Origin of the sequence: Mesorhizobium newzealandense, assembly GCF_042682145.1 — a bacterium.
GTDB lineage: Bacteria > Pseudomonadota > Alphaproteobacteria > Rhizobiales > Rhizobiaceae > Mesorhizobium > Mesorhizobium newzealandense.
Genome location: NZ_JBHUGZ010000012.1, coordinates 432,433 through 453,127 on the forward strand (window position 1 = coordinate 432,433; position 20,695 = coordinate 453,127).

The 20,695-nt window shown below is 59.4% G+C and carries 17 protein-coding genes and 3 pseudogenes; 2 read left to right on the forward strand and 18 right to left on the reverse strand.

The genetic code is table 11. From position 1 onward, the window contains the following. Positions 1-29 precede the first annotated feature (29 nt). Positions 30-1,000 (forward strand): annotated as a pseudogene (locus ACFSOZ_RS18595) (IS110 family RNA-guided transposase); the annotation flags it as partial. Between the two features lie 454 nt (positions 1,001-1,454). Here ACFSOZ_RS18595 and ACFSOZ_RS18600 read toward each other — a convergent pair. Together ACFSOZ_RS18600 and ectB are read right to left on the reverse strand one after the other, a co-directional pair. Beyond that, entirely contained in the window at positions 1,455-2,297 is an 843-nt protein-coding gene (locus ACFSOZ_RS18600; RefSeq protein WP_379100355.1) for a 2OG-Fe(II)-dependent halogenase WelO5 family protein, read from the reverse strand. Beyond that, positions 2,287-3,546 carry a diaminobutyrate--2-oxoglutarate transaminase gene (ectB, locus tag ACFSOZ_RS18605; protein ID WP_379100357.1) on the reverse strand — a complete coding sequence of 420 codons (1,260 nt, stop codon included), beginning with the start codon at positions 3,544-3,546 and terminating at the stop codon, positions 2,287-2,289. Before ectB ends, ACFSOZ_RS18600 begins: the two co-directional genes overlap by 11 nt. A 251-nt stretch (positions 3,547-3,797) precedes the next feature. Between ectB and ACFSOZ_RS18610 the strand changes: the two genes are divergently transcribed. Beyond that, positions 3,798-4,262: a 7-cyano-7-deazaguanine synthase gene (locus tag ACFSOZ_RS18610; protein WP_379100359.1), complete on the forward strand. Its 465-nt coding sequence runs from the start codon at positions 3,798-3,800 to the stop codon at positions 4,260-4,262. Between the two features lie 356 nt (positions 4,263-4,618). Here the strand turns inward: ACFSOZ_RS18610 and ACFSOZ_RS18615 are convergent, their stop codons facing one another. The 16 genes and pseudogenes from ACFSOZ_RS18615 to ACFSOZ_RS18690 form a co-directional block, all read right to left on the reverse strand. Further along, positions 4,619-4,840, reverse strand: coding sequence for an exopolysaccharide production repressor protein (locus ACFSOZ_RS18615; RefSeq protein ID WP_379100499.1), 222 nt, complete (start codon positions 4,838-4,840; stop codon positions 4,619-4,621). A gap of 12 nt (positions 4,841-4,852) precedes the next feature. Continuing rightward, a pseudogene (fdxB, locus tag ACFSOZ_RS18620) lies at positions 4,853-5,158 on the reverse strand (ferredoxin III, nif-specific); the annotation flags it as partial. Beyond that, positions 5,155-5,358: a CCE_0567 family metalloprotein gene (locus ACFSOZ_RS18625; protein ID WP_379100361.1), complete on the reverse strand. Its 204-nt coding sequence runs from the start codon at positions 5,356-5,358 to the stop codon at positions 5,155-5,157. The gene ACFSOZ_RS18625 and the pseudogene fdxB, both read right to left, overlap by 4 nt. A gap of 275 nt (positions 5,359-5,633) precedes the next feature. Then, complete coding sequence (locus tag ACFSOZ_RS18630) at positions 5,634-6,137, reverse strand: phasin family protein (RefSeq protein ID WP_379100363.1); 504 nt, start codon at positions 6,135-6,137, stop codon at positions 5,634-5,636. 645 nt (positions 6,138-6,782) lie between these two features. Then, positions 6,783-7,670, reverse strand: a complete 888-nt coding sequence (locus ACFSOZ_RS18635) for a universal stress protein (protein WP_379100365.1) — start codon at positions 7,668-7,670, stop codon at positions 6,783-6,785. A 102-nt stretch (positions 7,671-7,772) separates the two neighbouring features. Further along, entirely contained in the window at positions 7,773-8,558 is a 786-nt protein-coding gene (locus ACFSOZ_RS18640; protein WP_379100366.1) for a response regulator transcription factor, read from the reverse strand. A gap of 27 nt (positions 8,559-8,585) precedes the next feature. After that, a complete protein-coding gene (locus ACFSOZ_RS18645) occupies positions 8,586-9,065 on the reverse strand; it encodes a NifX-associated nitrogen fixation protein (RefSeq protein ID WP_379018090.1) in 480 nt (159 codons plus the stop codon). Positions 9,066-9,081: 16 nt separating this feature from the next. Continuing rightward, positions 9,082-9,579 carry a nitrogen fixation protein NifX gene (gene nifX / locus ACFSOZ_RS18650; RefSeq protein ID WP_379100368.1) on the reverse strand — a complete coding sequence of 166 codons (498 nt, stop codon included), beginning with the start codon at positions 9,577-9,579 and terminating at the stop codon, positions 9,082-9,084. Then, entirely contained in the window at positions 9,545-10,927 is a 1,383-nt protein-coding gene (nifN, locus tag ACFSOZ_RS18655; RefSeq protein WP_379100370.1) for a nitrogenase iron-molybdenum cofactor biosynthesis protein NifN, read from the reverse strand. Before nifN ends, nifX begins: the two co-directional genes overlap by 35 nt. Before the next feature lie 9 nt (positions 10,928-10,936). After that, positions 10,937-12,427 (reverse strand): nitrogenase iron-molybdenum cofactor biosynthesis protein NifE, encoded by a 1,491-nt coding sequence (gene nifE / locus ACFSOZ_RS18660; RefSeq protein ID WP_379100372.1) that lies wholly within the window; start codon positions 12,425-12,427, stop codon positions 10,937-10,939. Positions 12,428-12,490: 63 nt separating this feature from the next. After that, positions 12,491-14,032 carry a nitrogenase molybdenum-iron protein subunit beta gene (gene nifK, locus ACFSOZ_RS18665; protein WP_378976536.1) on the reverse strand — a complete coding sequence of 514 codons (1,542 nt, stop codon included), beginning with the start codon at positions 14,030-14,032 and terminating at the stop codon, positions 12,491-12,493. A gap of 132 nt (positions 14,033-14,164) precedes the next feature. After that, positions 14,165-15,667 carry a nitrogenase molybdenum-iron protein alpha chain gene (gene nifD / locus ACFSOZ_RS18670; protein ID WP_379100374.1) on the reverse strand — a complete coding sequence of 501 codons (1,503 nt, stop codon included), beginning with the start codon at positions 15,665-15,667 and terminating at the stop codon, positions 14,165-14,167. A 101-nt stretch (positions 15,668-15,768) separates the two neighbouring features. Beyond that, a complete protein-coding gene (nifH, locus tag ACFSOZ_RS18675) occupies positions 15,769-16,662 on the reverse strand; it encodes a nitrogenase iron protein (protein ID WP_095090555.1) in 894 nt (297 codons plus the stop codon). Positions 16,663-17,773: 1,111 nt separating this feature from the next. Further along, positions 17,774-18,955 carry a 5-demethoxyubiquinol-8 5-hydroxylase UbiM gene (ubiM, locus tag ACFSOZ_RS18680; RefSeq protein ID WP_378987484.1) on the reverse strand — a complete coding sequence of 394 codons (1,182 nt, stop codon included), beginning with the start codon at positions 18,953-18,955 and terminating at the stop codon, positions 17,774-17,776. Between the two features lie 106 nt (positions 18,956-19,061). Further along, positions 19,062-19,772: a DsbA family protein gene (locus tag ACFSOZ_RS18685; RefSeq protein WP_378976532.1), complete on the reverse strand. Its 711-nt coding sequence runs from the start codon at positions 19,770-19,772 to the stop codon at positions 19,062-19,064. Positions 19,773-20,040: 268 nt separating this feature from the next. Then, positions 20,041-20,276 (reverse strand): annotated as a pseudogene (locus ACFSOZ_RS18690) (cation:dicarboxylate symporter family transporter); the annotation flags it as partial. Positions 20,277-20,695: the final 419 nt, after the last annotated feature.

Here is a 20,695-nt window from a genome sequence, read left to right on the forward strand (position 1 = left end):
TGTCCGCGCTTTCTCGCAGCCGTTAACAGCGGCAGAATGGCAAGCGGAGCTGGCGCGGCAAATGCCCATCTGATCCGAAGTTGCTGGCCGAAGTGATCTGCAAGCGTGCGCCCAACGCGAAGAAGATCGTCTTCGAGACCGGCCCCTTATCGGTCTGGTTCTATCATGCGCTGACGGGGGAAGGCCTGCCGGCGATCTGCATCGATGCCCGTCACGCCAAAGCGGCGCTCGACATGGCGCCGAACAAGACCGATGCGAACGATGCAGACGGTCTGGCGCAGCTTGCAGAAGTTGGCTTTTACCGGAGGTGCGGGTCAAGCAGTATGACTGCATGCTGACCCGCACACTGGTAGCCGCGCGCAGCCAGCTGATCAAGATCGTAACCGAGCTGTCCAATCAGATCCGTGGGCTGATGAAGACATTCGGGCTGGTCGTTCCCAAGGGGGCCGGCCGCGGATTCGAAGCCAATGTCCGAAACCTGATTGTCGATAACAAGGGACTGGAGCGGATTATCCTGCCTCTGCTCGAGACCTGGCGCACCGTGCGCGACCGGGCGGCGGAACTTGATCGGCAGCTTGTCGCCGCTGCGCGGGAAAGCGCGCCATGTCAGCTGCTGGTGTCGATACCGGGTGTTGGCTCGGTTGTCGCAGCCTCCTTCGCTTCAGCGATCGAGGCTCCGGAAAACTTCAGGACATCTCGTTCAGTTGGTGCGTGGCTCGGTCTCACCACCCGGCGCTACCAGTCGGGAGAAGTTGATTTTGACGGGCATATATCGCGGCGTGGCGACAACCATCTGCGGGGTCTGCTTTATCAAGCTGCCGTGGTGATCCTAACGAGAACCCTTGCTGACAGCACGCTTCGAACCTGGGGACTGAAGCTCAGGAAAAAGGTCGGCTTCAAGCGGGCCGCGGTCGCCGTGGCGCGCAAACTCGCTGTCATCATGCACACAATGCTGAAAACCGGCGAGCCTTTTGATCGGTCCGCCGGCGCGACCGCCTGAGATCGCACCGCATGGCATGGGAGACCACTCATGACTTGAAATTGAGCCACAACCAGATTGCGTCCTTTCTTCGGACACGCCGAGACGTCCCTGCCGGGACGTAGGTCGGGCCATTCCGCTATCGTGGGTTGCAGGTGCGTAACGTCCACGCAAACTGCGTTAATTACATTGGAAGGCCTCGCCTTGCGAATATCCATAATGCGGCGAACAGATGTCGACCGCGAAGACAACCATGCCTCCCGGCAAACGATCATCAACAGCGCGAAGAAGACCAGGCAGCGCGATCGTAACATCGCCTCCTGTTCGCTGTCTGTCCAAAAAACAGCAATGGCGTCTTCGGGCTATTCAAAAAAGACTTGATCAATGATCTGCGATTAGACAACCCACCCCCTCGCGTTGCGACCGATATGACACCTGTCGGCGGAAGAACAGCCAATCGCTGCGACATCCAACGTCAGGTCCACCAGAGAACCAGATCCGGCCGCGCAAATCCGAAAAAGTTGTTCAGCAGCAGGCGACGGTCTCCGTTACCTGATTGTCGTGTGACCCCGTGAACGAATCCGCCGTCGATCAGGCCGATATCCCCTGCCCTAAGCTGGAGGTCGCGATAAGGAACGGCCTTGAGATAAGCGGAGGAATAGGGATAGCCCGTGGTCCCAACACCCTGCGACTTTCGGTCGGTGACTGTCGGCTTATGGCTCCAGAGCCGCAGATTGCCACCTTCCTCGGGCATACTAGGATAGAAGTTGAGGGCGGCGACGGTGTTGTGAGCCACCGCAGGAAGCTCGTAATCGTTCCCGGCGCACAGGACTTGAGCCACGTCGTCGTGCGGTTCCAAGGCATACGCGCCCCCGCCAGACCAGCTAAGAGCGCGACAAATATTAGCCTGACCGTCGTCCGAGCGGGCGAGCCGCAATTCAATCCCCTGCTTGTGAAGCTCCCGCTTCAACGCGTCGAATAATCCGCGGGCAGGATCAACCAAATTGCCAAAAAGGGCGTCGACGAACGGGCGTGCATTTTCTGCCTCTGCAAAATAGGTGGCTGCATCCTTCCTGTAGTGAGATGCGCCGACATATTGTCCAGGAACGCCATCTCTGCGCTCTTTCAGACCCGGATTGCGATTAAAGTTTGCGGTGATCTCCTCTGCTACTTCGGTGCTGAAAGCTTGCCGAATGTGTAGAGCGGTGATGTCACCTTTTAGGACTGCGATGACCTCCGCAATGTCGATCGAGCCGGTTCGTTCTTTGATAACAAGAGGCGAGAGGGCTGGCGCTTGAGATACTTGGTTAGTTTCCAATGCCTTGCTCCTGCAGTGCGTGATCTAAGATGGCGATGCCATGATCGAGTTCTTCGTCAGTGATGGTTATCGGCGGGAGGACTTTGATAACGTCCCGATTTGGCCCTGAAGATTCAATCAGCAGGCCATTTTGGAATGCCGCATCGTGCACACGCCCGACAACAGCCTGGGAACGGCACTTGAGGCCGGCCATCAGACCGCGGCCGCGCTTTTCCTCGATGCAAGTGGGAAATTTCGCAACCAGACGATCAAGGTGTCTTTGCAGGTTGCCAGCCGTCCGCTCGACGCCTGCAGTAAACTGCCTTTCGGACCACATTTTGCACATCGTCCCTGCAGTCACGAAAGCGAGGTTATTGCCTCTGAAGGTCCCGCTGTGTTCGCCCGGGTTCCATATGTCCATGTCGGGGCGAATCAGAACAATAGACAACGGACTGCCCGAACCGCTCAGGGATTTCGAAAGGCACACGATATCGGGTTCGATTTTCGCGAACTCGAATGAAAAGAACTCGCCCGTTCTCCCCGCTCCTGCCTGAATGTCGTCGACGATCAAGACAACGCGGTGCTTGCGGCAAATGCGCTGAATTTCTGAGAGCCAAGCTGCGGATGCGGCGTTCATGCCGCCTTCAGCCTGGATGGTCTCCAGAATGATCGCGGCCGGCTTTTCTATTCCGCTGCCTGGGTCGCCCAATACGCAGTCGATGTAACCTGCGGAATCGAAAGTTTGGTTCGGATAGCTGTCGTAAGGGACACGGATCACATCGTGACGGGCAACGCCGCCTAGCTCCCTGGTTGACGCCGAACCCGATACCGCCAGAGAGCCGAGCGACATGCCATGGAAGGCATTTGTGAAGGCCATGACGCCCGAGCGACCGGTATATTTTCGGGCCAGTGCCAGCGCTGCTTCGTTGGCGTTTGTGCCGGTCGGCCCAGGAAACTGTATCTTGTAAGAAAAGCCTCTGGGCTTCAGGATCGAATCGACAAACACTTCAATGAAGTCACGCTTTGCCGCTGTATACATATCAAGCGACAGAAGAACGTTTTCGCCGACGAGATATTCAATTGCTGGCGCCATAATAGTCGGGTTGTTGTGTCCGTAGTTGAGTGCGCCAGACCCGACAAGGAAATCAATATGAGGTTTGCCTGCCTCATCCCAGATTGTCGCCCCAAGCGCCTTCGTAAAGACTGTAGGAAACGACCGTCCATAGCGACGAACATTGGACTCATGGGTGGTAAAAGCGTCGGTATTCATTCCGGGTTCCTCGGCGCGTCGGCGTCGCGTTCTATGCGGGCGTGATTAAAATGCGTTTGGTACTTCGCGACCTCCAGCGTCGTCACCTTGCTCTGCATGCGATCCCTCTGGGTCGATGAGTTTAGCCAAGATCGTTTCTAGAGTTTTCGGGCAAGCACTGATACTACAGCATCTGGTAGTTGACGCTTTTGCTCACGCCCACGAAGCGCCCTGTCGGTCAGCCCAGTCCGAAGTACCGATCAGCTTCGACTATGGGCAGCGGCATCGAATCGACCTCGCCGTCCGACACGCACCTCTCGAGGGCATTCGAAGAGACTTTCCCCCTGGCATTACCGATTGCGCGGGACCATCTGATTGATATGGCCATGCTCGGCCAAGTCAGCGATATCGCACTCAAGCGAGACGTCGAGAGCGCGACGTCGAGAGCGCGACGAAAGCGAGCAGGCAACCAAATACCTTCGTGCCTGGCCGCAACCTACTGTTCCTCGACTTCGCGGCCGTCGTATTGCCGGAAGCGCGCGAAGTACGTCGTCACCGGCGTCTGCCGAGACGGATCATTCGGGTTACCCGGGACTGTCGGATACTACATTTGGGCGATGCAACTTGCGCTGAACCTTGGGCTAGACAAGCATTTTGTCATTCGCATGCCGCTCATGGGGATCGACAAAGCGCAGACTTGGTCTTGGCAGAGCGACTGGGAGGCGAGATTCTGGTGAAGCTCATCCGGCGAGGGGTTCGGTTCGTGGTCCAGCCCAGTGTTTAATCTTCGCGAAGCGGGAAGCGAGAGATTCCGATACCCAAAGCGGCGACGGAAGCGCCCCTAAAGGCGATCTGAGAACGACCGCAATGCGATCCCCTCTGACCATAGCCAGCGCACCTGTTCTCCAACGATCAGCCCAATGTCCGTGGTTGATCCAAAGTGTCGCGAATCTGAACTCTGATCTTGTCAGTGCGCCTCAAGGGAGAAGCGATATGCCGGCCATCGGAGCGAGCTAAGGTACACTGAAGATTCATTCTCAACTCATCACAGTCTGGCGGCTGGCATCCAACGTCCTTGCAACTGCCGAAATGCTCAGCCCTTTGCCCAGCGTCGCGAGGGCCGCCAGACCAGAAAGAGCACGCGTGCAAAATAGACCATCTGAAGCAACAGGGAGCAGCCCAGCGTGGTAACGATTGCCAGTCGGACCGAATGCGAGGCGAGGTAGACAGTCACAGCGTTGCTGCAGAGAACCAGCACCAGGACGCGAAAAAAAGTTCTAAAAGGCAACGCCATTCTCCTCGTTTGTCTCGTCATGTCATGCCGCGACCTGGTCGCCGCGACATGGGTCTGACAGTTCTTCGGGCAGACGCGGGCGCAGCCTCCGCAGCCAATGCATCGGCCGGCATGGTCGACCACCATGATCATGCGATTGAGCTCGCCATCGAAGTCATCGTCCTTGCCGTCGCAGGTACCGAGGATTTCACCGGCGTCATCGACGCCGTAAAGATGCATGACCCCGCGCGAGCAGACCTTGAAACAGCGGCCGCAGCCGATGCAGGTCGTGCCGTCAATAGCGGTCAGATATTGCGGCATCCCATAGGAGCCATCGCGGGTGACGAAAGTGCTACTCATGGCGAACTCTCCAACGCGGCGAGATCTCTCTTGGCAGCATCCAACTCGGCAAACACGTCGAACGTTTTCTCGGCGACCGCCTTGATCTCAGTCCAGTTTACCGGGAGATCTTCAGCAAGGTCGTGCAATTCCATCTTCGCATTTCCCGCGCGCGATTGCAGTTTGCGGACTTTTCTCTGCAGTTCCTCAAGCCCTGACATGATCCCATTCCTCGAAAATCGTTCATCGCGCCGATGCCGCGTCGGTGAGAGCAGCGGTCGCATAAGTTTCGCGCCACCTCCGGCACGCTCCGAGACGTCTTTAAGGCGGACCCACATGCACCTGGGGAAGGGTTTTCACCTAACCAACCAACAGCCGTACTCATCGAAAAACATGCGCCCGATGCACCCACGGCTCACCTCCATCATCGGCGGTGCCCTTAGAGCCGGCGGGCTACGGAGTCGAAAAGGATTACCTTTCAGTGCCGCCACCATCATCAGGTCGCCTCGAAGTCCGTCAGCGCTTTCTCCAAGACGTCGTTGATCGGCCTGGAGAGGTCCGCTGCCGCCATGATGGTGAGTGCTTGGAATTCCCTGGCCTGCTCCACACACATCTCAGCACTCTGGCGCAAGAAATTCGACTGCAGCTCCATAGCCTCCGACGGCGCCTTCGCGCCAACCAACGCCCACAGATGCGAGAAGGCGGCCTCGGCGTTGGTCCGCAATAGAGCAAGCGTCTCCAACGACAGTCCGTTGCCGACGGCTCTTGCGCTTTGGAAGATGGTTTTGAGCATTCTGCCGGCGTCTTCAGCATCCGACGCAAATTTGACAAAAGCTCCTGTCGCCCGCTCGGTCGTTTCTTCGGCGACTGCATGGAGATGACCGGAGGTTTTGGCAGGGTCCAATGCCAGGACGCAGGCAGTTCGATCCTTCTCGCCAACTTTGTCTTCGGTCCGGGCCATTTCGTTTTCCTTCTGCTCGACCATTGCCTTGGCGGCCAAGCTCTTTGCATTGCCCTATGGCTCCGTCCGGCTGAGCTGGCAGGAGCCGATCTTTCGTATGTCCACGCGTTATAGACTATATCGGCGCACGGTGAGCGGCATAAAATCAGTCTTACGGACGCGACGCATTTTTAACCTTAGCATAGAAGGCAAGAGAGATAATTAATTGTTATGTTAAATTCTTTAGGCAATAATTGCATTTGTGATTTATATTTTAAATCGTTTCAGCTGCATATCATTTGTGATGCACCTGTTATTTTTGTTACAGCGAAAGCGCCGTTGCCGCCGAACCCTTGACCTGAAGCCTCTGCACGAGAGAAAGGGAATGATCCCGCACATTCACCCGTCTGGCTTCTGGAGCGAATGTGTGGATGTAAAGACGCCAAGGCGAAAGGCTGGTTTCAACGCACTTCTGAGCCGCCGATTTGGAGTGGACCTCCCCGGGTGACCTGCCCTGATGCCAATCGGACAAAAGTCGCGGCGAACCTGTGCGCACGGAGCCTCGCGAATTGCAGCACATGAACGTTGCCCGGCCAGGCCGCTTCACACTGATCCTCCCGGCCAAAAAGCCTCACTGGCATCTTCAAGCGGACTGCGGCATCAGGCGCACAAGGAACGGTCCCCATGAGAGCCGTCCGAACCCAATCAGCGAGCCAAAAACAGCGGCAAGGCCGGCTTCCCAACGATCCATCTCGTGACGCCGCCGAAGAGCCGCTCACGCAGCCGGCGGCTGCCATAAGCGCCCATGACGATCATGTCGGCAGACGTGTCGATTGCGTGCTGTGCAAGCACCGCGGTCGCAGGTTTGCCGGCGCTCGGCAGCCGGTCGACCGCCACCCGAGCACCGTGCCGGGTCAGATAGGCTGCAATGTCGGCTCCGGGCTCCGCGCCGTTTGCGTTGCAGGTTGGCTCCGGATCGACGAGTGTGACACGAACTTCCTCAGCCCGGGACAAGATATCCAGCGCTTCCCTAACCGCACGGGACGCCTCTGCTCGCGAATCCCAGCAGACCACCACGCGCCGTGGCGACAGTGTCGCCTCAGCGCCCTTCGGCACAACAAGCACCGGCTTTCCCGTATCGAACAAGCTGCCGTTGACGACAGAAGGTCCAAGATGATCATCGTTCAGAAGTGCGGGTCCGACGATCGTGAGGTCGGCGCAGAGCGCCCGCTGTCGCACCGCGTCACCGACGCTGGCCTGATCGCAGTAGTCGGTATCGACGTCATAGCAAAGCCACATTGCTCTTAGCAGCGTCTGAATTTCCCTGGCTGTTTTTTCCAGTGTGGCCATGTCCTGTGAGAATCTCTCGATCTGCCTATACCGTTTTTCCAGTCTGGCGATAGCCTGTGCGCGTTGTCCAGGCCACTCGTGGATGCCATCGCCGAGTGGCGGAGACGCCATAACGAGCGGCGGAGGCGACATCACCAGAACCGAAAGATACGCCCCAACTTCGGCACACAAGGTGGCAGCTATTCTGACGTCCTGATCGCCATGGTCTGACCCCGTCACATTGAGTACGCTTCTGAAAGCCATTTGACTGCTTCTTTCTGAACATGTCCTTTAGGCGCGTTTCAAAACCCCGAAACTTGCCCTAAGCACGATGGAGATGGGGGAATGGCAGCAGCCGTTATCCATTCAGCCGTCCAGCTCCTCGAGTGAGTAGCCGGCCGATCTGACGGTACGGATGGCGATGCCAGGCGAGGCCTCCTTCAGCGCCTTTCTGAGCCGGCTCATATGGACATCGACGGTGCGTACACCGACATGGATGTTGGCCGGCCAGGCCGCGCCGATCAGTTCGTCCCGAGTGAAGACCTTGCCGGGTGCCTCAAGCAAAAGCCGCAGCAGGTTGAACTCGATCGGCCCGAGATGGATCTCGTGGCCATTGCCACGAACCCGGTGGGCGTCGAGCTTCATCTCAAGCTTGCCACAGGAGAGCCAGCCGCCGTTTTCAAACCCGTTCGACCCCCGCTTCGTCAACGCCAGCTTCGCGCGTAGACAGTCGAGGAGCTTGGCTGGGGCGATCGGCCGCACAAAGCTCTCGTCAATGCCTGCCTTCAGGAGATCGAGGTGCTGGTTTTCGGCGCCGGGGGCAATCAGGGCAATAATGGGCAGGCTGCCGGTCCGAGGCTCCCGCTTGAGCCGGGCGCAGATTGCGGACCCGGTTATGCTCGCTGGCCCGCAGTCCAGCACCACGGCCTGGAATTCCCGTTCGTCGGCCCTTGCAAGTGCTTCCTTCGCGCCGCCTGCCGGCTCACTGGTAAAGCCATCCACCTCCAATATGTGGCTGAGGAACAGATAGAACTCGGCATCTTGCGAACAGATCAGGACGAGTGGCTTCATCAGCGCTACCCCAACAACCGCATCGGCCTGGACCGCTTCGGCTGCATAGGCTGGCCATCGCGGCTGCTCAAGACCTGACATGAACCCCCTGCTCGACAACCGGTTTCCTCACGCCCGTGCCACCTCGGGATAGGCCTCGATCGTTGCGATCGCATCGCCGGCCAGTTTCGTGCCGGCCGCTGCGAGCTTCCACAGCGTCTCGAAGCCGAACCGGTGGACGTCGCGCAGGGTCTTCGACAGAACGACCAGCCGCCCGGCCGTGAAAATGACGCGCCCAAAGCCTTCATGACTCATCTCCATCACCGGAGATGCCATCAGCCCGGACCGCTCCTCGATCGCAAGCCCGACGGCGGCGTAGAACTTATCGAGCCTCCACAGCACGTCCGGATCCGGATCGCCGACGATTGGGATCGCACGGCGCTGTTCCTTGGTGAGGATAAAGTCTCCCAGCAACTCGGCATCCGGTTTGCCTTCCCATGACCCGTAGGAATCCTGCGCACGGATCAGCCGCACAAGGCATTTGACGAATGGGGTGGCAAGGGCCGCCTCGTCGTCGGCGATCGCAGGGCCAACTGCGGCATCAGACATTTCGCTTCTCCTCATCTCAGTCCTCGTCCTCGAAGGACGGCTTCTTGTTGGTGGCGCCTGCCTCCGCCAGCACCTTGCGCAGCCAGGGGGGAGGACACGTCCTGAGCATCACCTGCGTGCGCAACAGCACCTCCTGAATGCTTTCCGGCTGAGGCACCTTGATCGGATGGATTTTCGCCGAAACAAGCTTCGCTGCCGAAGGCCCGCCGATCGCCAGGCAAAACAGGAGATGACATCCCTTCAGGGCCTCCACCTTCGGCGTGATACGATCATCGCCCTCGGCCTGATGCTTCCCGCTCTGGTCGGAAACGTCGTCGAAGGCCACGGCTTCCACGAGACTCCATTCCTCGCGCGTCACGTCGTAGACGGCAAAGCGCCTGGCGGACCCGAAATGCGCATTGAGATCCTTCATGTCTTGCGTAGCGATTGCCACGCGCAATGCACCTGCTGGTCGCTCACGCACGGGACCGTGGACTTCGTCAGGGACGAGTGAGAGGCGGCGGACGGGGCCCATCTGGCGTTTCTCGCTTACCGGGTGGATAGAGTTCCTCACGCGTCGGCGCCTGCCGATTAGCCTGGAAAATGTTGGCAACCTCGAAAACCAGGTCGCGGGTGCCCTGATAGAGGATTGTGGGCTTGTGCTGGCTGCCGAGCCGGTCGAAGACGGGGAAGCCGACGCGCATGAGCGGGACGCCGAGGCGCTCTGCCGCCTGGCGTCCGTGCGAATGGGTGACGAGGAGATCGGCATTGGCGCCAAGAGTTTCCAAATCGCCGAGATCACCGATCTGAACCGACTGCGCCGGTACTTTTTCCAGAATTTTCGACATATCGGTCGTGGTGACCGCCGCGGCGATTTCGCAGCCCATGCCGATGAAGAAAGTTGCGAGTTGGTAGAGTTGGTCTGGTTCAGCTGCGATCGCAATTTTCTTGCCTCCGAAATGGAAATGTCCGTCGAGCAACGCATCTTGCAATTGTGCCCGGCGGCGGCGCACACCTGCCGGCACGTGCTCTCCCGAGATCGCGGACAAGAGCGAGACGAACCGGTCGGTGCTCTTCAATCCGGTCAGCGACTGAAACAGCACGTAAGGGACGCCCGTCACCTTCCGCAGCACCTCCGCCGAGCGACGCATGTGCTCGCCGATGGCGATGCAGTACTGGGCCGTGCCAAGTTCGCGGATAGCCTCCACGCTGGTGCCGCCATAGGTGGTCGTGACCCAGCGCTCAGGCACGGTGCCGTCGAGCGAGCCGGAGACGTCCGGCAGGATCACCGGCTCGAGTCCGAAGTTTTCAATCATGTCACGCAAATGCTCGATGTCAGCCACGGTGAGGTTCCAGCCGGGGAGGATCGCGATCTTCTTTGACTGCCGCACCTGCTCGCCAGGGCGTGTAAGCCGTTCGATCATCGCGCTGACTGCCTTGGCCCAGCCCTCCTCGATTGCGCCTTCGAAATCCGGCGTATTGGCCAGCACGATCTCGGTGCCTGGGAGGTCTTGCGCGCGTTTCAGCCTGATGTCGGCGACGTCTCCTGCTGTATCTTCGCCACGGGTTTCGACCAGCGCCGTCGTGCAGACCCCGATCAGCTTCGGCTTCGTGCGAGCCTTGATGTTGAGGATCGCCTCTTCAAGATTGTCCGCCCCGCCGAGGATCGTCGTCACCTCGTCCATCGCGGTGGTCTGCAGCGGGATGGCTTCCTTGAAATGCCGTACCAAGAGCACGAGCGCGAAGCTGGTGCAGCCCTGGCTGCCGTGGAACAGCGGCATCGCGCCTTCGACCCCAAGAAAGGCCAAGGCGGCACCGAGCGGCTGTGACGACTTCAGCGGATTGACCGCGGCTGATTTGGTCTGGGAAAGGATGCGGGACATCGGCTTTCCTCAACACTCGCCGAAATCGCCGGCCGTCGGGCCGGCGAATTCTTCGGCAGCGTGCAAGGTCGCGGCCTCGCTCTCGGTACCTTGCAGTTCGTCCTTCACATCAGCCTGGCAATCCCACGGGGCCGGTTCGCGCACCTGGTGCCATATCGGGTTATGAATGGTGAGGTCGATTTGGCGTACGAGTTCCACCATGCCGTCATAGCCGGCATAAGCATGCTGGCGCTCCTGGTTGATATCGAGCCAGGGCGTCTTGGCCTTGAGCGCAATGAATTGCGTGCGCCCGCCCGACAGCATGATATCGGCCTTTTGTTCTGAGAGCATGGCGTAAAGGTCGCGCGCTGGCATCTGCTCGAACATGTGGTTGTCGTCCTTGAGGATCTGTTTGATGCGCTCCTTGTCTTCGAGCGTGGATTTTTTTACCGAGGTGCCGACGATCTCGATGCCGATCTCCGTCAGCGCGTGGACGACTGACCATGACTTGACACCACCTGTGTTGAGCAACACGCGCTTGCCTTGCAGCCGCGGCCGGAAAGCCTCGAGCTTCTTCCACGCAATCGCCTCCTCCTGTGCAATCAGCGTCTCTGTGCGATCGAGGATCTGTCGATCGGCGCCTTTCCTCACCAGCAGTTCAGCAATGTTGCGAAGTGCTTCGGAGGTATCGGTGATGCCGTAGAAGGAGCCCTCGAAGAACGGGATGTCCCAGCGCTCCTCCATCTTGCGGGCCAAGTTGATAAGTGCGGTCGAGCACACCACCATAGCCGCCCGGGCGCGGTGAGCCGACGCAACGTCGATGTATCGCGCGTCCCCCGGAATGCAGGCGCGCACCCGGATGCCAAGCCGATCGAGCAGCGGCTTCACCAGCCAGAACTCACCCGATAGGTTGAATTCGCCAAGGATGTTGATGTCGTGGGGCCCGGCGTCGTCGGGTTCCACGGTGCCGATGACGTGTTCGAGCAAAGCCTCGCCGGCGAGCTTGTTTCCGAGGTTCTTCGACCCGGCCAGGCCCGGCGCATTGACCGGCACCACGGCCAAGCCGAATTTTTCCCCCGCGCGCTTGCAGACGGCCTCGATGTCGTCGCCGATCAGCGCCGTTACGCAAGTCGAGTAGACGAAGATTGCTGGCGGCGCATGTGCCTCCTTGATCTCGCGGATCGCTTTGAAAAGTTTACGCTCGCCCCGCCCCATCACGATGTCGAGTGCGGCGAGATCGGTGGTGAAGCTAGTGCGCCACAGCGTTGGCCCGGATGAAGCCGAGCCGCGGTTGTCCCAGGAATTGCCCTCGCATGCGAGCGGCCCATGGACCAGGTGCGCAACGTCGGTGATCGGCTGCAGCACGATCTTGGCGCCATCGAAGGCGCAGCCGCCGGCTGCCGCTCCCGGCGTCAGCGGCTTTGCGCAGCCCTGTTTGCGCGCTTTGGCATCCTTGCCACGGTTCTTATCGCAGGCGGGCTCGTTGAAGACATCCTGAATCTTGGCGCTGAGCGAGGACATTTTATCGGTCTCCAAAAGGCCAGTGAAAGGTGGCCGGCTTCGACGAAAGGCCGGTCGCAGCGCTCAGCGGGTGAGGTCATAGGAATAGTCCGTCACGCCCGTCTGGCTCGTCTCGCGATCGAGCTTGTCGAAGATCTTGTCGAGGATCGCCGTCAGCACGCGTAGCCCGCCCTGGTAGCCCATGAGCGCAAAGCGATGGTGATGATGCCGGTCGAAGATCGGAAACGTCAGCCGTATCAGCGGCGTGCCGGTGTCGCGCTCCAGATACTTGCCATGGGAATTGCCGATCAGCAGGTCCACCGGCTCGGTGAAGAGCAGTGAGCGCATCGCCCACAGGTCCTTGCCCGCCCACACTTGGGCATCCTTGCCGTACGGTGAGGAACCAAGCAGTTCCTTCAACTCGGCTTGCCATGCCGATGTGCCGTTGGTGGCTAGGCAATGTGTCGGCTCGCCGCCGGTTTCCATGACGAAGCGGGCCATGGCGTAGACGAAGTCCGGATCGCCGTAGATCGCGTATTTCTTGCCGTGCAGCCAGGACTGGCTGTCCGCCATGGCATCAATCAGTCGGCCGCGCTCCAGGCGGATTGTCTCGGGGATCTCCTTGCCGGAAATCGCCGAGACCTTCATCAGCAATTCGTCGGTCGCCTGGACGCCGAGCGGATAATGGAACGGGGCCGTCGCCTGCCCGACTTCCTCGCAATACTCAAGCGTTTTTCGGGTGTTGTAACGCTGTAGTGAAACTGTCGCCTCGGCGTTAAGTGCCTTCTTCACGTCTTCAATCTTCGTGCCGCCGTCGTACATGCGGTATTCGCCGTCCGACGGCGTGTCGAACTGGTCAGAGGCGTCCTGGATGAAGGTGTAGGACACGCCCATCAGATCGAGCAGGCGCTTGAGTTCACGGTTGTTGCCGACGCAGAAGCCGTCGAAGCCCGGGATGATGTTGATGGTTCCCTTGACTTGACTGCGTTCCTGTCCTTTCCAGAAGTGCTCCAGAATGCCCTTGACCATGCCGTCATAGCCATCGACATGGCTGCCGACGAAAGCCGGCGTGTGGGCAAAGGGCACGTCGAAATCGCGCGGGACGGAGTTTTCGTCCTTGGCATTCTCGATGAAGCTGTGCAGGTCGTCGCCAATGACCTCGGCCATACAAGTCGTGGAGACGGCGATCATCTTCGGGTCATAGAGTTGGTAGGTGTTGGCTAGCCCATCGACCATGTTCTTCAGGCCGCCGAAAACCGCCGCATCTTCCGTCATCGAGGAGGAAACCGCCGAAGCAGGCTCCTTGAAATGGCGCGACAGGTGCGAGCGGTAGTAGGCCACGCAGCCCTGGCTGCCATGGACGAAGGACATCGTTCGCTCGAAGCCCGCGGCCGCGAACACCGCCCCGAGCGGCTGGCAGGCCTTGGCGGGGTTCACCACAAGCGCTTCGCGGGCGAGATTCTTTTCGCGGTATTCCCAGGTCTTGGTGAATTCACGTTGATCGGTGACGATCTGATCGGGGTGCGGACATTCGAAATTCAGCTTCTTCTCGGCGAGCATCTGCCTATATTCCGGCTCGCGGAACAGAGGAGCGTGGTCAAGAATTTTTTCAGCCGACTGCGGCATTGGTGGTTACCTCTTTTTCATCTGGCCTCGCCATATGGCGGCTCAGGGACGTCGAGCGTTTCAGGTCTCCCGCGGATCGCGGGCGCAGGCGTTCATCGTCTCCCTTGGGGAGACCAAGCTCAGCACAGGTGGTTATTCGGCAGCCAACGCTTGCCCATGGCTCGGGCTCTTTTTCCAAGGGGCCTGGAATAGGTCCCAGACCGGGTTGTTGATGGCAAGATCCACGTCGCGGGCGAAAATGGCAAAGCCGTCATAGCCGTGATATGGTCCTGAATAATCCCAGGAGTGCATTTGCCGGAACGGTATGCCCATCTTCTGCACCGGGTACTTTTCCTTGATGCCCGAGCCGACCAGATTAGGGCGAACCCCCTCGATGAACTTCTCCAACTCGTAACCGGTCACGTCGTCATAGATCAGCGTGCCGTTCTTCACGTAATGGCTGGTGCGCTGATAGTCGTCATTGTGGGCGAACTCATAGCCCGTGCCGACGATCACCATGCCGAGATCTTCGTAGGCCGTGATGACGTGACGGGGTCGCAGGCCGCCGACATAGAGCATGACGGTATTGCCTTCGAGGCGCGGCCGGTACTTGGCAATGACCGCATCGACAAGCGGCCTGTACTTGGCGATGATCTTCTCGGTCTTCTCCTCGATTTCAGGCCCAAAATTCTTGGCTATCTTGCGCAGAGAGGATTCGATCTGAGAGGGGCCGAAGAAATTGTATTCCATCCAGGGGATGCCGTATTTTTCCTCCATGTGCCGGCAGATGTAGTTCATCGACCGGTAGCAATGGATGAGATTGAGCTTGGCCTTCGGCGCGCGCTCGATTTCGGCGAGCGTAGCATCGCCCGACCAGTTGCCGACCACGCGCAGCCCTATCTCCTCAAGCAGGATGCGAGAGGCCCAGGCGTCGCCACCGATATTGTAGTCGCCGATGACGTTGACGTCATAAGGACCGGCTTCGAATTCGACTTCCTTCTTCTCGAAGACCCAATCGCGGATCGAATCGTTGGCGATGTGGTGGCCAAGCGATTGCGAGACGCCGCGGAAGCCCTCGCAGCGTACCGGCACGATCGTCTTTTCGAGCTGCTTGGCCTTGTTGCGGGACACAGCTTCGGTGTCGTCGCCAATCAGGCCGATCGGGCATTCCGATTGCACGGTTATGCCGTTGTTGAGGGGAAACAGTTCCTCGATCTCGTCGATGATCTGTTCCAGCTTCTTGTCGCCGCCGAAAACAATGTCCTTCTCCTGGAAGTCGGAGGTGAACTGCATTGTCCCGAACGTGTCGATGCCCGTCGTACCGACATAGTAGTTGCGGCGCTGCGACCAGGAGTATTGCCCGCAGCCGACCGGTCCGTGCGAGATATGGACCATATCCTTGACTGGACCCCACACCACGCCTTTAGAGCCGGCATAGGCGCAGCCGCGAACCGTCATCACGCCCGGAATGGACTTGATGTTCGACTTGACGTCGCATTCGGAGACGACCTCGCCTTCCTCGCCAGCCTCTTCTCCGCTCTTAGCAACGCTAAGGTGCTTTTTGCGGCGCTTGGCCGCCTTGTCGGGATATTGCGACAGCACCTCCTCGACAAGCTTCGCATGGAGAGCGCCGTCATTCTCGTATTCCAGGCTCATGGGATCCCTTTTAATGGTTCGGGTGACGCCTCATTGAGGAGGCGCCGTTCTTTGAAAAGGCGCGCCAGCTCCAGGTCCGCGCCTCGCGGCGGCAGGAGCGGTTATTGGGCGACCGCCTTGACGGTTTCCTTGGCCTGAAGCTCGGCAAGCATCTGCTCGTCGGTCTTCATGATGCCGAAGTCGAGCAGCATGTCCTCGAGCTCCTCCATGGTGATCGGGGTCGGGACGGTGCCCTGGCCGGAATTGCCATGAATCTTCTCGGCCAGCGCGCGGTATTCCCCCGCCTGCTTGGAGTTCGGCGCATACTGGATGACTGACATCTTCCTGAGCTCAGCGTGCTGAACGATGTTGTCGCGCGGCACAAAATGGATGAGCTTGGAATTGAGCCTGGCGGCCAGTGCTTCGGCAAGGTCGAGTTCGCGGTCGGTTTGGCGTTCGTTGCAGATCAGGCCGCCGAGCCGCACGCCGCCCGAATGGGCATATTTCAGGATGCCCTTGGCGATGTTGTTGGCGGCATAAAGCGCCATCATCTCGCCGGACATGACGATGTAGATTTCCTGCGCCTTGTTCTCGCGGATCGGCATCGCGAAGCCGCCGCACACGACATCGCCGAGCACGTCGTAGGACACATAGTCCATACCGTCATAGGCGCCGTTCTCCTCAAGGAAGTTGATCGAGGTGATGACGCCGCGGCCGGCACAGCCGACACCCGGCTCGGGACCGCCGGACTCCACGCACTTGATGCCTTTGTAGCCGACCTTGAGCACATCCTCGAGTTCGAGGTCTTCCACCGAGCCTTCCTGCGCCGCGAGATGTAGGACCGTATCCTGCGCCTTTGCGTTCAGGATCAGGCGGGTGGAGTCGGCTTTAGGGTCACAGCCGACGATAAGGATCTTCTGCCCGAGGTCGACAAGTGCGGCGAGTGTATTCTGGGAGGTGGTGGATTTGCCGATCCCCCCTTTGCCGTAGAATGCGATCTGACGCAGACCTGACATGTAGCGTTCCTTCCTTCTTTTCACCCATCGCGGCTGCCCGCGACATGAATGCCGGTCGGCAGCTCTCGCCGCCTCGTACTCAAGGGTTCAAGACTCGTGCCAACTTGCCTGATAGGGTCGAAGAAGAATTTCGTGTTATCTTTTCAGCTATTTAGCCTAAGGACAAAACAACATATTGGCCAAACACGCCTGTGTCGTGGACCCGACAAAAGCGACAGAAGGTGGCAGATGGCGTAAAAAGAGACGAGATCGTAAATCGTCGCGCGTCGGGCATATTGATGACAATGGGTCGCGAATTCAGGCAGCAGCGAGGTGAGCAATCTGACGCTGTGGCCAGGGCGAGGAGGCGGGGAACGGTAGCGGCGATAAGCGGATTGGGGCCATCCTGTATATGCACGCTTCATCGTACAAATTCGTCAGCCCTCTGTTAATTTTACGATGTCCAACGGGCATGCCCGACGTCGTGCCGGTGCGGCGACAGAAGGGCGAGCATGCCTTCGGCGAGGACTGGATGGAGCTATGTCGTCTGCTCACTTGCCAGCTATCAACATCAAAACCACATCCTCGCCTATAACGGGTAACCGCCATCCTTGGCGCGCCGATCTCGATGAGCGGCCTGAACCCTCAAATTATGTGGGCGCCAAGAGGAAAACGCTGCCGTACCGGTTTCACAGATCTTGACCGCGATAGGTTACCAGCGGCGGGTTCGAAAATGGAAATGGCTACGCCTACCGCCAATACGGTGCCGACAGTCGCGACGATCTGACCGATGGCGGATAGACTTCCGCCGCCTCCGCTGCCGCCATTGGGAAATAGATTTGTTGTGAAAGCGCAACCGCAACGATTGCGGCGGGCACGCTATAGACGAGAACGAGCCGGGCCAACTCCATAAGTGACGACGCTACTTGTCTGTGGTCAGGATTGTCAGAGATTTCCGCCGTTTATCCGGCAGAACGGGACTGTCGAGCCTTCATCCCTTCTTGGTCGTGGTTTGGCCAGCGAAACGACCCTCGTAACCGCGAACGGGGGTACCAAGGGTCTGCCCGAAAATGAGCGCTCACTGGCAGCCATCACCGGCAGTTGCGAACGCTTTACGAATTTCGGTGTGATCTTACCGCGTGAGCATGGCGGAAATGCCATGGCGGACGAAGGGGAGATATTGGGCAAAGCGAAGCCCGACATGTCTTGCAACCCGTGCCGCTGGGTGCTCGCCTGAGTATAGTCCGATAAGGATATTCGTGGCATGATAGAGCGGTGCCGCCGATAGGCGCAGGCAGCTTTCGTATTTGTGAAGCAAATCGGGATCACCAATGTCGCGACGGTCGCGACATGCCGTCAGGATTCCATTTGAGAGTTGCTTCTGCCCGCTGATGCCGATGTTGAAGCCATGCGCGGTCACCGGGTGCATGCCGATTGCGGCATCGCCAACAAGTGCGGCGCTTGGAGCGCAGAACTTGTGCGCCCACGTCGTGACCAGCGCATAGCTGTGGCGGGTGCTTGCCAGGCTCATTTTTCCGAGGCGCCCTCGACACCGGTCCGTCAATTCCTTCAGGAACAAATCGTCGTCGAAAGCAATCAGTTTGTCGGCCTGGTTTGAGGGCAAGGTGAGAAGCAGCGACGACACGCCTTGGGTGAGCGGCAACATCGCTATCGTCTGATGGTGATCGAACCATTCGACTGCGATCTGGTGATGGAGGCGCTCGTGCCTCACCCGGCAAATCAGCATCGATTTGCCGAGCTGGTTGATATCGGCGCCGATGCCGAGCAGGTCGCGCGTGGCGGACAAACGCGAATCCGCGGCAACGAGAAGCCGAGCGGCCAATTGCCTGCCGTCAGAGAGCGTTATGACCGCACCTTCGTGGCTGTTTGTTGCATGGACGACCGCGTGGCCGCACAGCAGCTGGGCATGATCCTGCAAGCGAATGATCTTGAACAGGGCGTCGCGGATCCGACAATTTGGCACCAGAATCCCGAGCGGCTCGCGAGATCGGCTGGGCGAATCGAAGCGCAGCGTGAAGGGGCTCGAACCATTGAGCACGCGCGCGCCTTGAAGGGGTGATTTGTCCGAAGCGGGGATGGCATCCCAGGCGCCGAGCTCGCGAAGGATTGCAATCGAAGCGTTGGTCAGCGCGATCTCGCGACCGTCGAAAGCCGGATTGGCCAGCCTTTCCAGGGGCTGCTGTTCGACGACGGCCACCTTGAGTTGGCTCCGGGCAAGCGATGCGGCGAAGGAAAGTCCGACCGGCCCGGCTCCGATGACAACGATGTCAAATGTCTCGTGGGAGCCAGCCATCAGCATGCCGCCATCGCGTCGGCCGTCCCGGCGAGATGCTGCCTGGGGAGAGCCGCAAGCGCGGCTCGATTGAGCTGCTTTTCCAATGCCCGCCCCAGCCATTTGGTCAAAATGCCAAGTCTGCGGATGTGGTAGGCTGAGCCTTGGCCGTCGCGCGCGCATCTGCAATGGCGCGTTGCAGTCTGACAAGGTCGACCACCCCGGGGATCACTTCGTCGCCGACCACCAACGCCGGCGTGCCGGTGATATGCAGACCGCTGGCGAGCGCGCGATTGCGCGCGATGGCGTCTGCGATCGCCGGATCCTCCATGTCCCGCTTGAGCTGCTCAACGTCTAGGCCCACACGGCCTGCGATGGTCAAGGTGGTTCTTTTGTTGACCACGCCAGGAAAATTCATAAGGGCGAGGTGGAACGCCTCATACTTTCGCTGTTGGCGGGAGGCGAGCGCCGCCCCCGCGGCGAATTCGGAATTCGATCCCAGGACCGGGAACTCCTTGAACACAAGCTTCACATTGGCATCGTCCCTGATGGCTTGCTGGATATTGAGGCCTGCCGCCCGGCAAGGCAGACAGTTGTAGTCGAAGAAAGAGACCAGAGCGACATCGGCTTCGGGATTGCCGGCGATTGGCGAAGCGAGGTCGTTGAGGAGTGCGTCGCGCCGCTTGAGAATGAGGATGCGCAGCTCCGCTGCGAGCTGGCGATGGTCTCCCAGCAGGCTCAGGTCATCTGGATATTGCTTTAGCGCCGCCAGCGCCGAAAGAAGCAGCGCGACCAGAATAGCGATCGCGGCAACGAGGGTGGTACTTTGCTTAAACATGAGGCGGGCTCCAATCAGCGGTGAACGGTCGGGCAGCAACGGCTGGCCTTTTGGCGCAAAGCGGTCATCGCTTTGGATCGGCGGCCGAGGGGGTCGCGCAGCACGGGGAGCTACTGGAACCCGTAGCCATCGAGCCGGTGCCATCTGGCGGTGCGTCCATGACGGCTTCGTGCCAACGAGCCGACCCCAATATCTGGGAAGCGTTCGCGCGAGCTGGCCAGACGCAAGTGCCGTTCGCCACGCCGGCCGACCTTCTGGAGATCGTTCCCTTCTGGAGATCGTTCATAGCGGCGATGCCGGTCGAATTGTCAGAAAGATGACAGGCGCGATGACCATCTTGACGAACTTGATGAAGGCATCGTCCAGCAACTTCATGCTCTCGCCGACCTGCGGATAGAAGCAAACAAGGGTGACGCCAAGGGCGATGGCGGCAAGCACCTGCGCGTAAAGCCGGGCGTAGCAAGGCTTGCGGGACGCGGCACGCGGGCTGCGAATTGGCAGGATTCAAGATAGTTGTCTCCCTGCGCGGATCGAGGTGGGTTCCTCCCTTTGGGGGCTTCTCCCATCACGGCGTTCCGGTCGAACGCCACACCAACGACGCTGCAAGCTTCGTGCCGACTAGCGGCCGCGCGAAACGCGCGGGATCTCTCATACCGATCCTGGGCACATTTGTGCACTCGCCGCTGGCGCGTGCCCTGCACCGAAAGGCCGACTGCGGGAATTGAACTTCGCGGAGCGGCTGGAAGGCCGTCGACGCGACGTCTTTGCCTTAGGGGCTGCGATCGGCGTGGTCGATATCGTGGTACGGCTATGCCCCGGGCCCGTAGCCCGGCGGTCTGATCATACCGGGTGATCGAATATCAAACGCCGCGGTTAGCACCGATTGTCTCTGCAGCCACCCTATGGTCGGGTGCTGAGCAGGT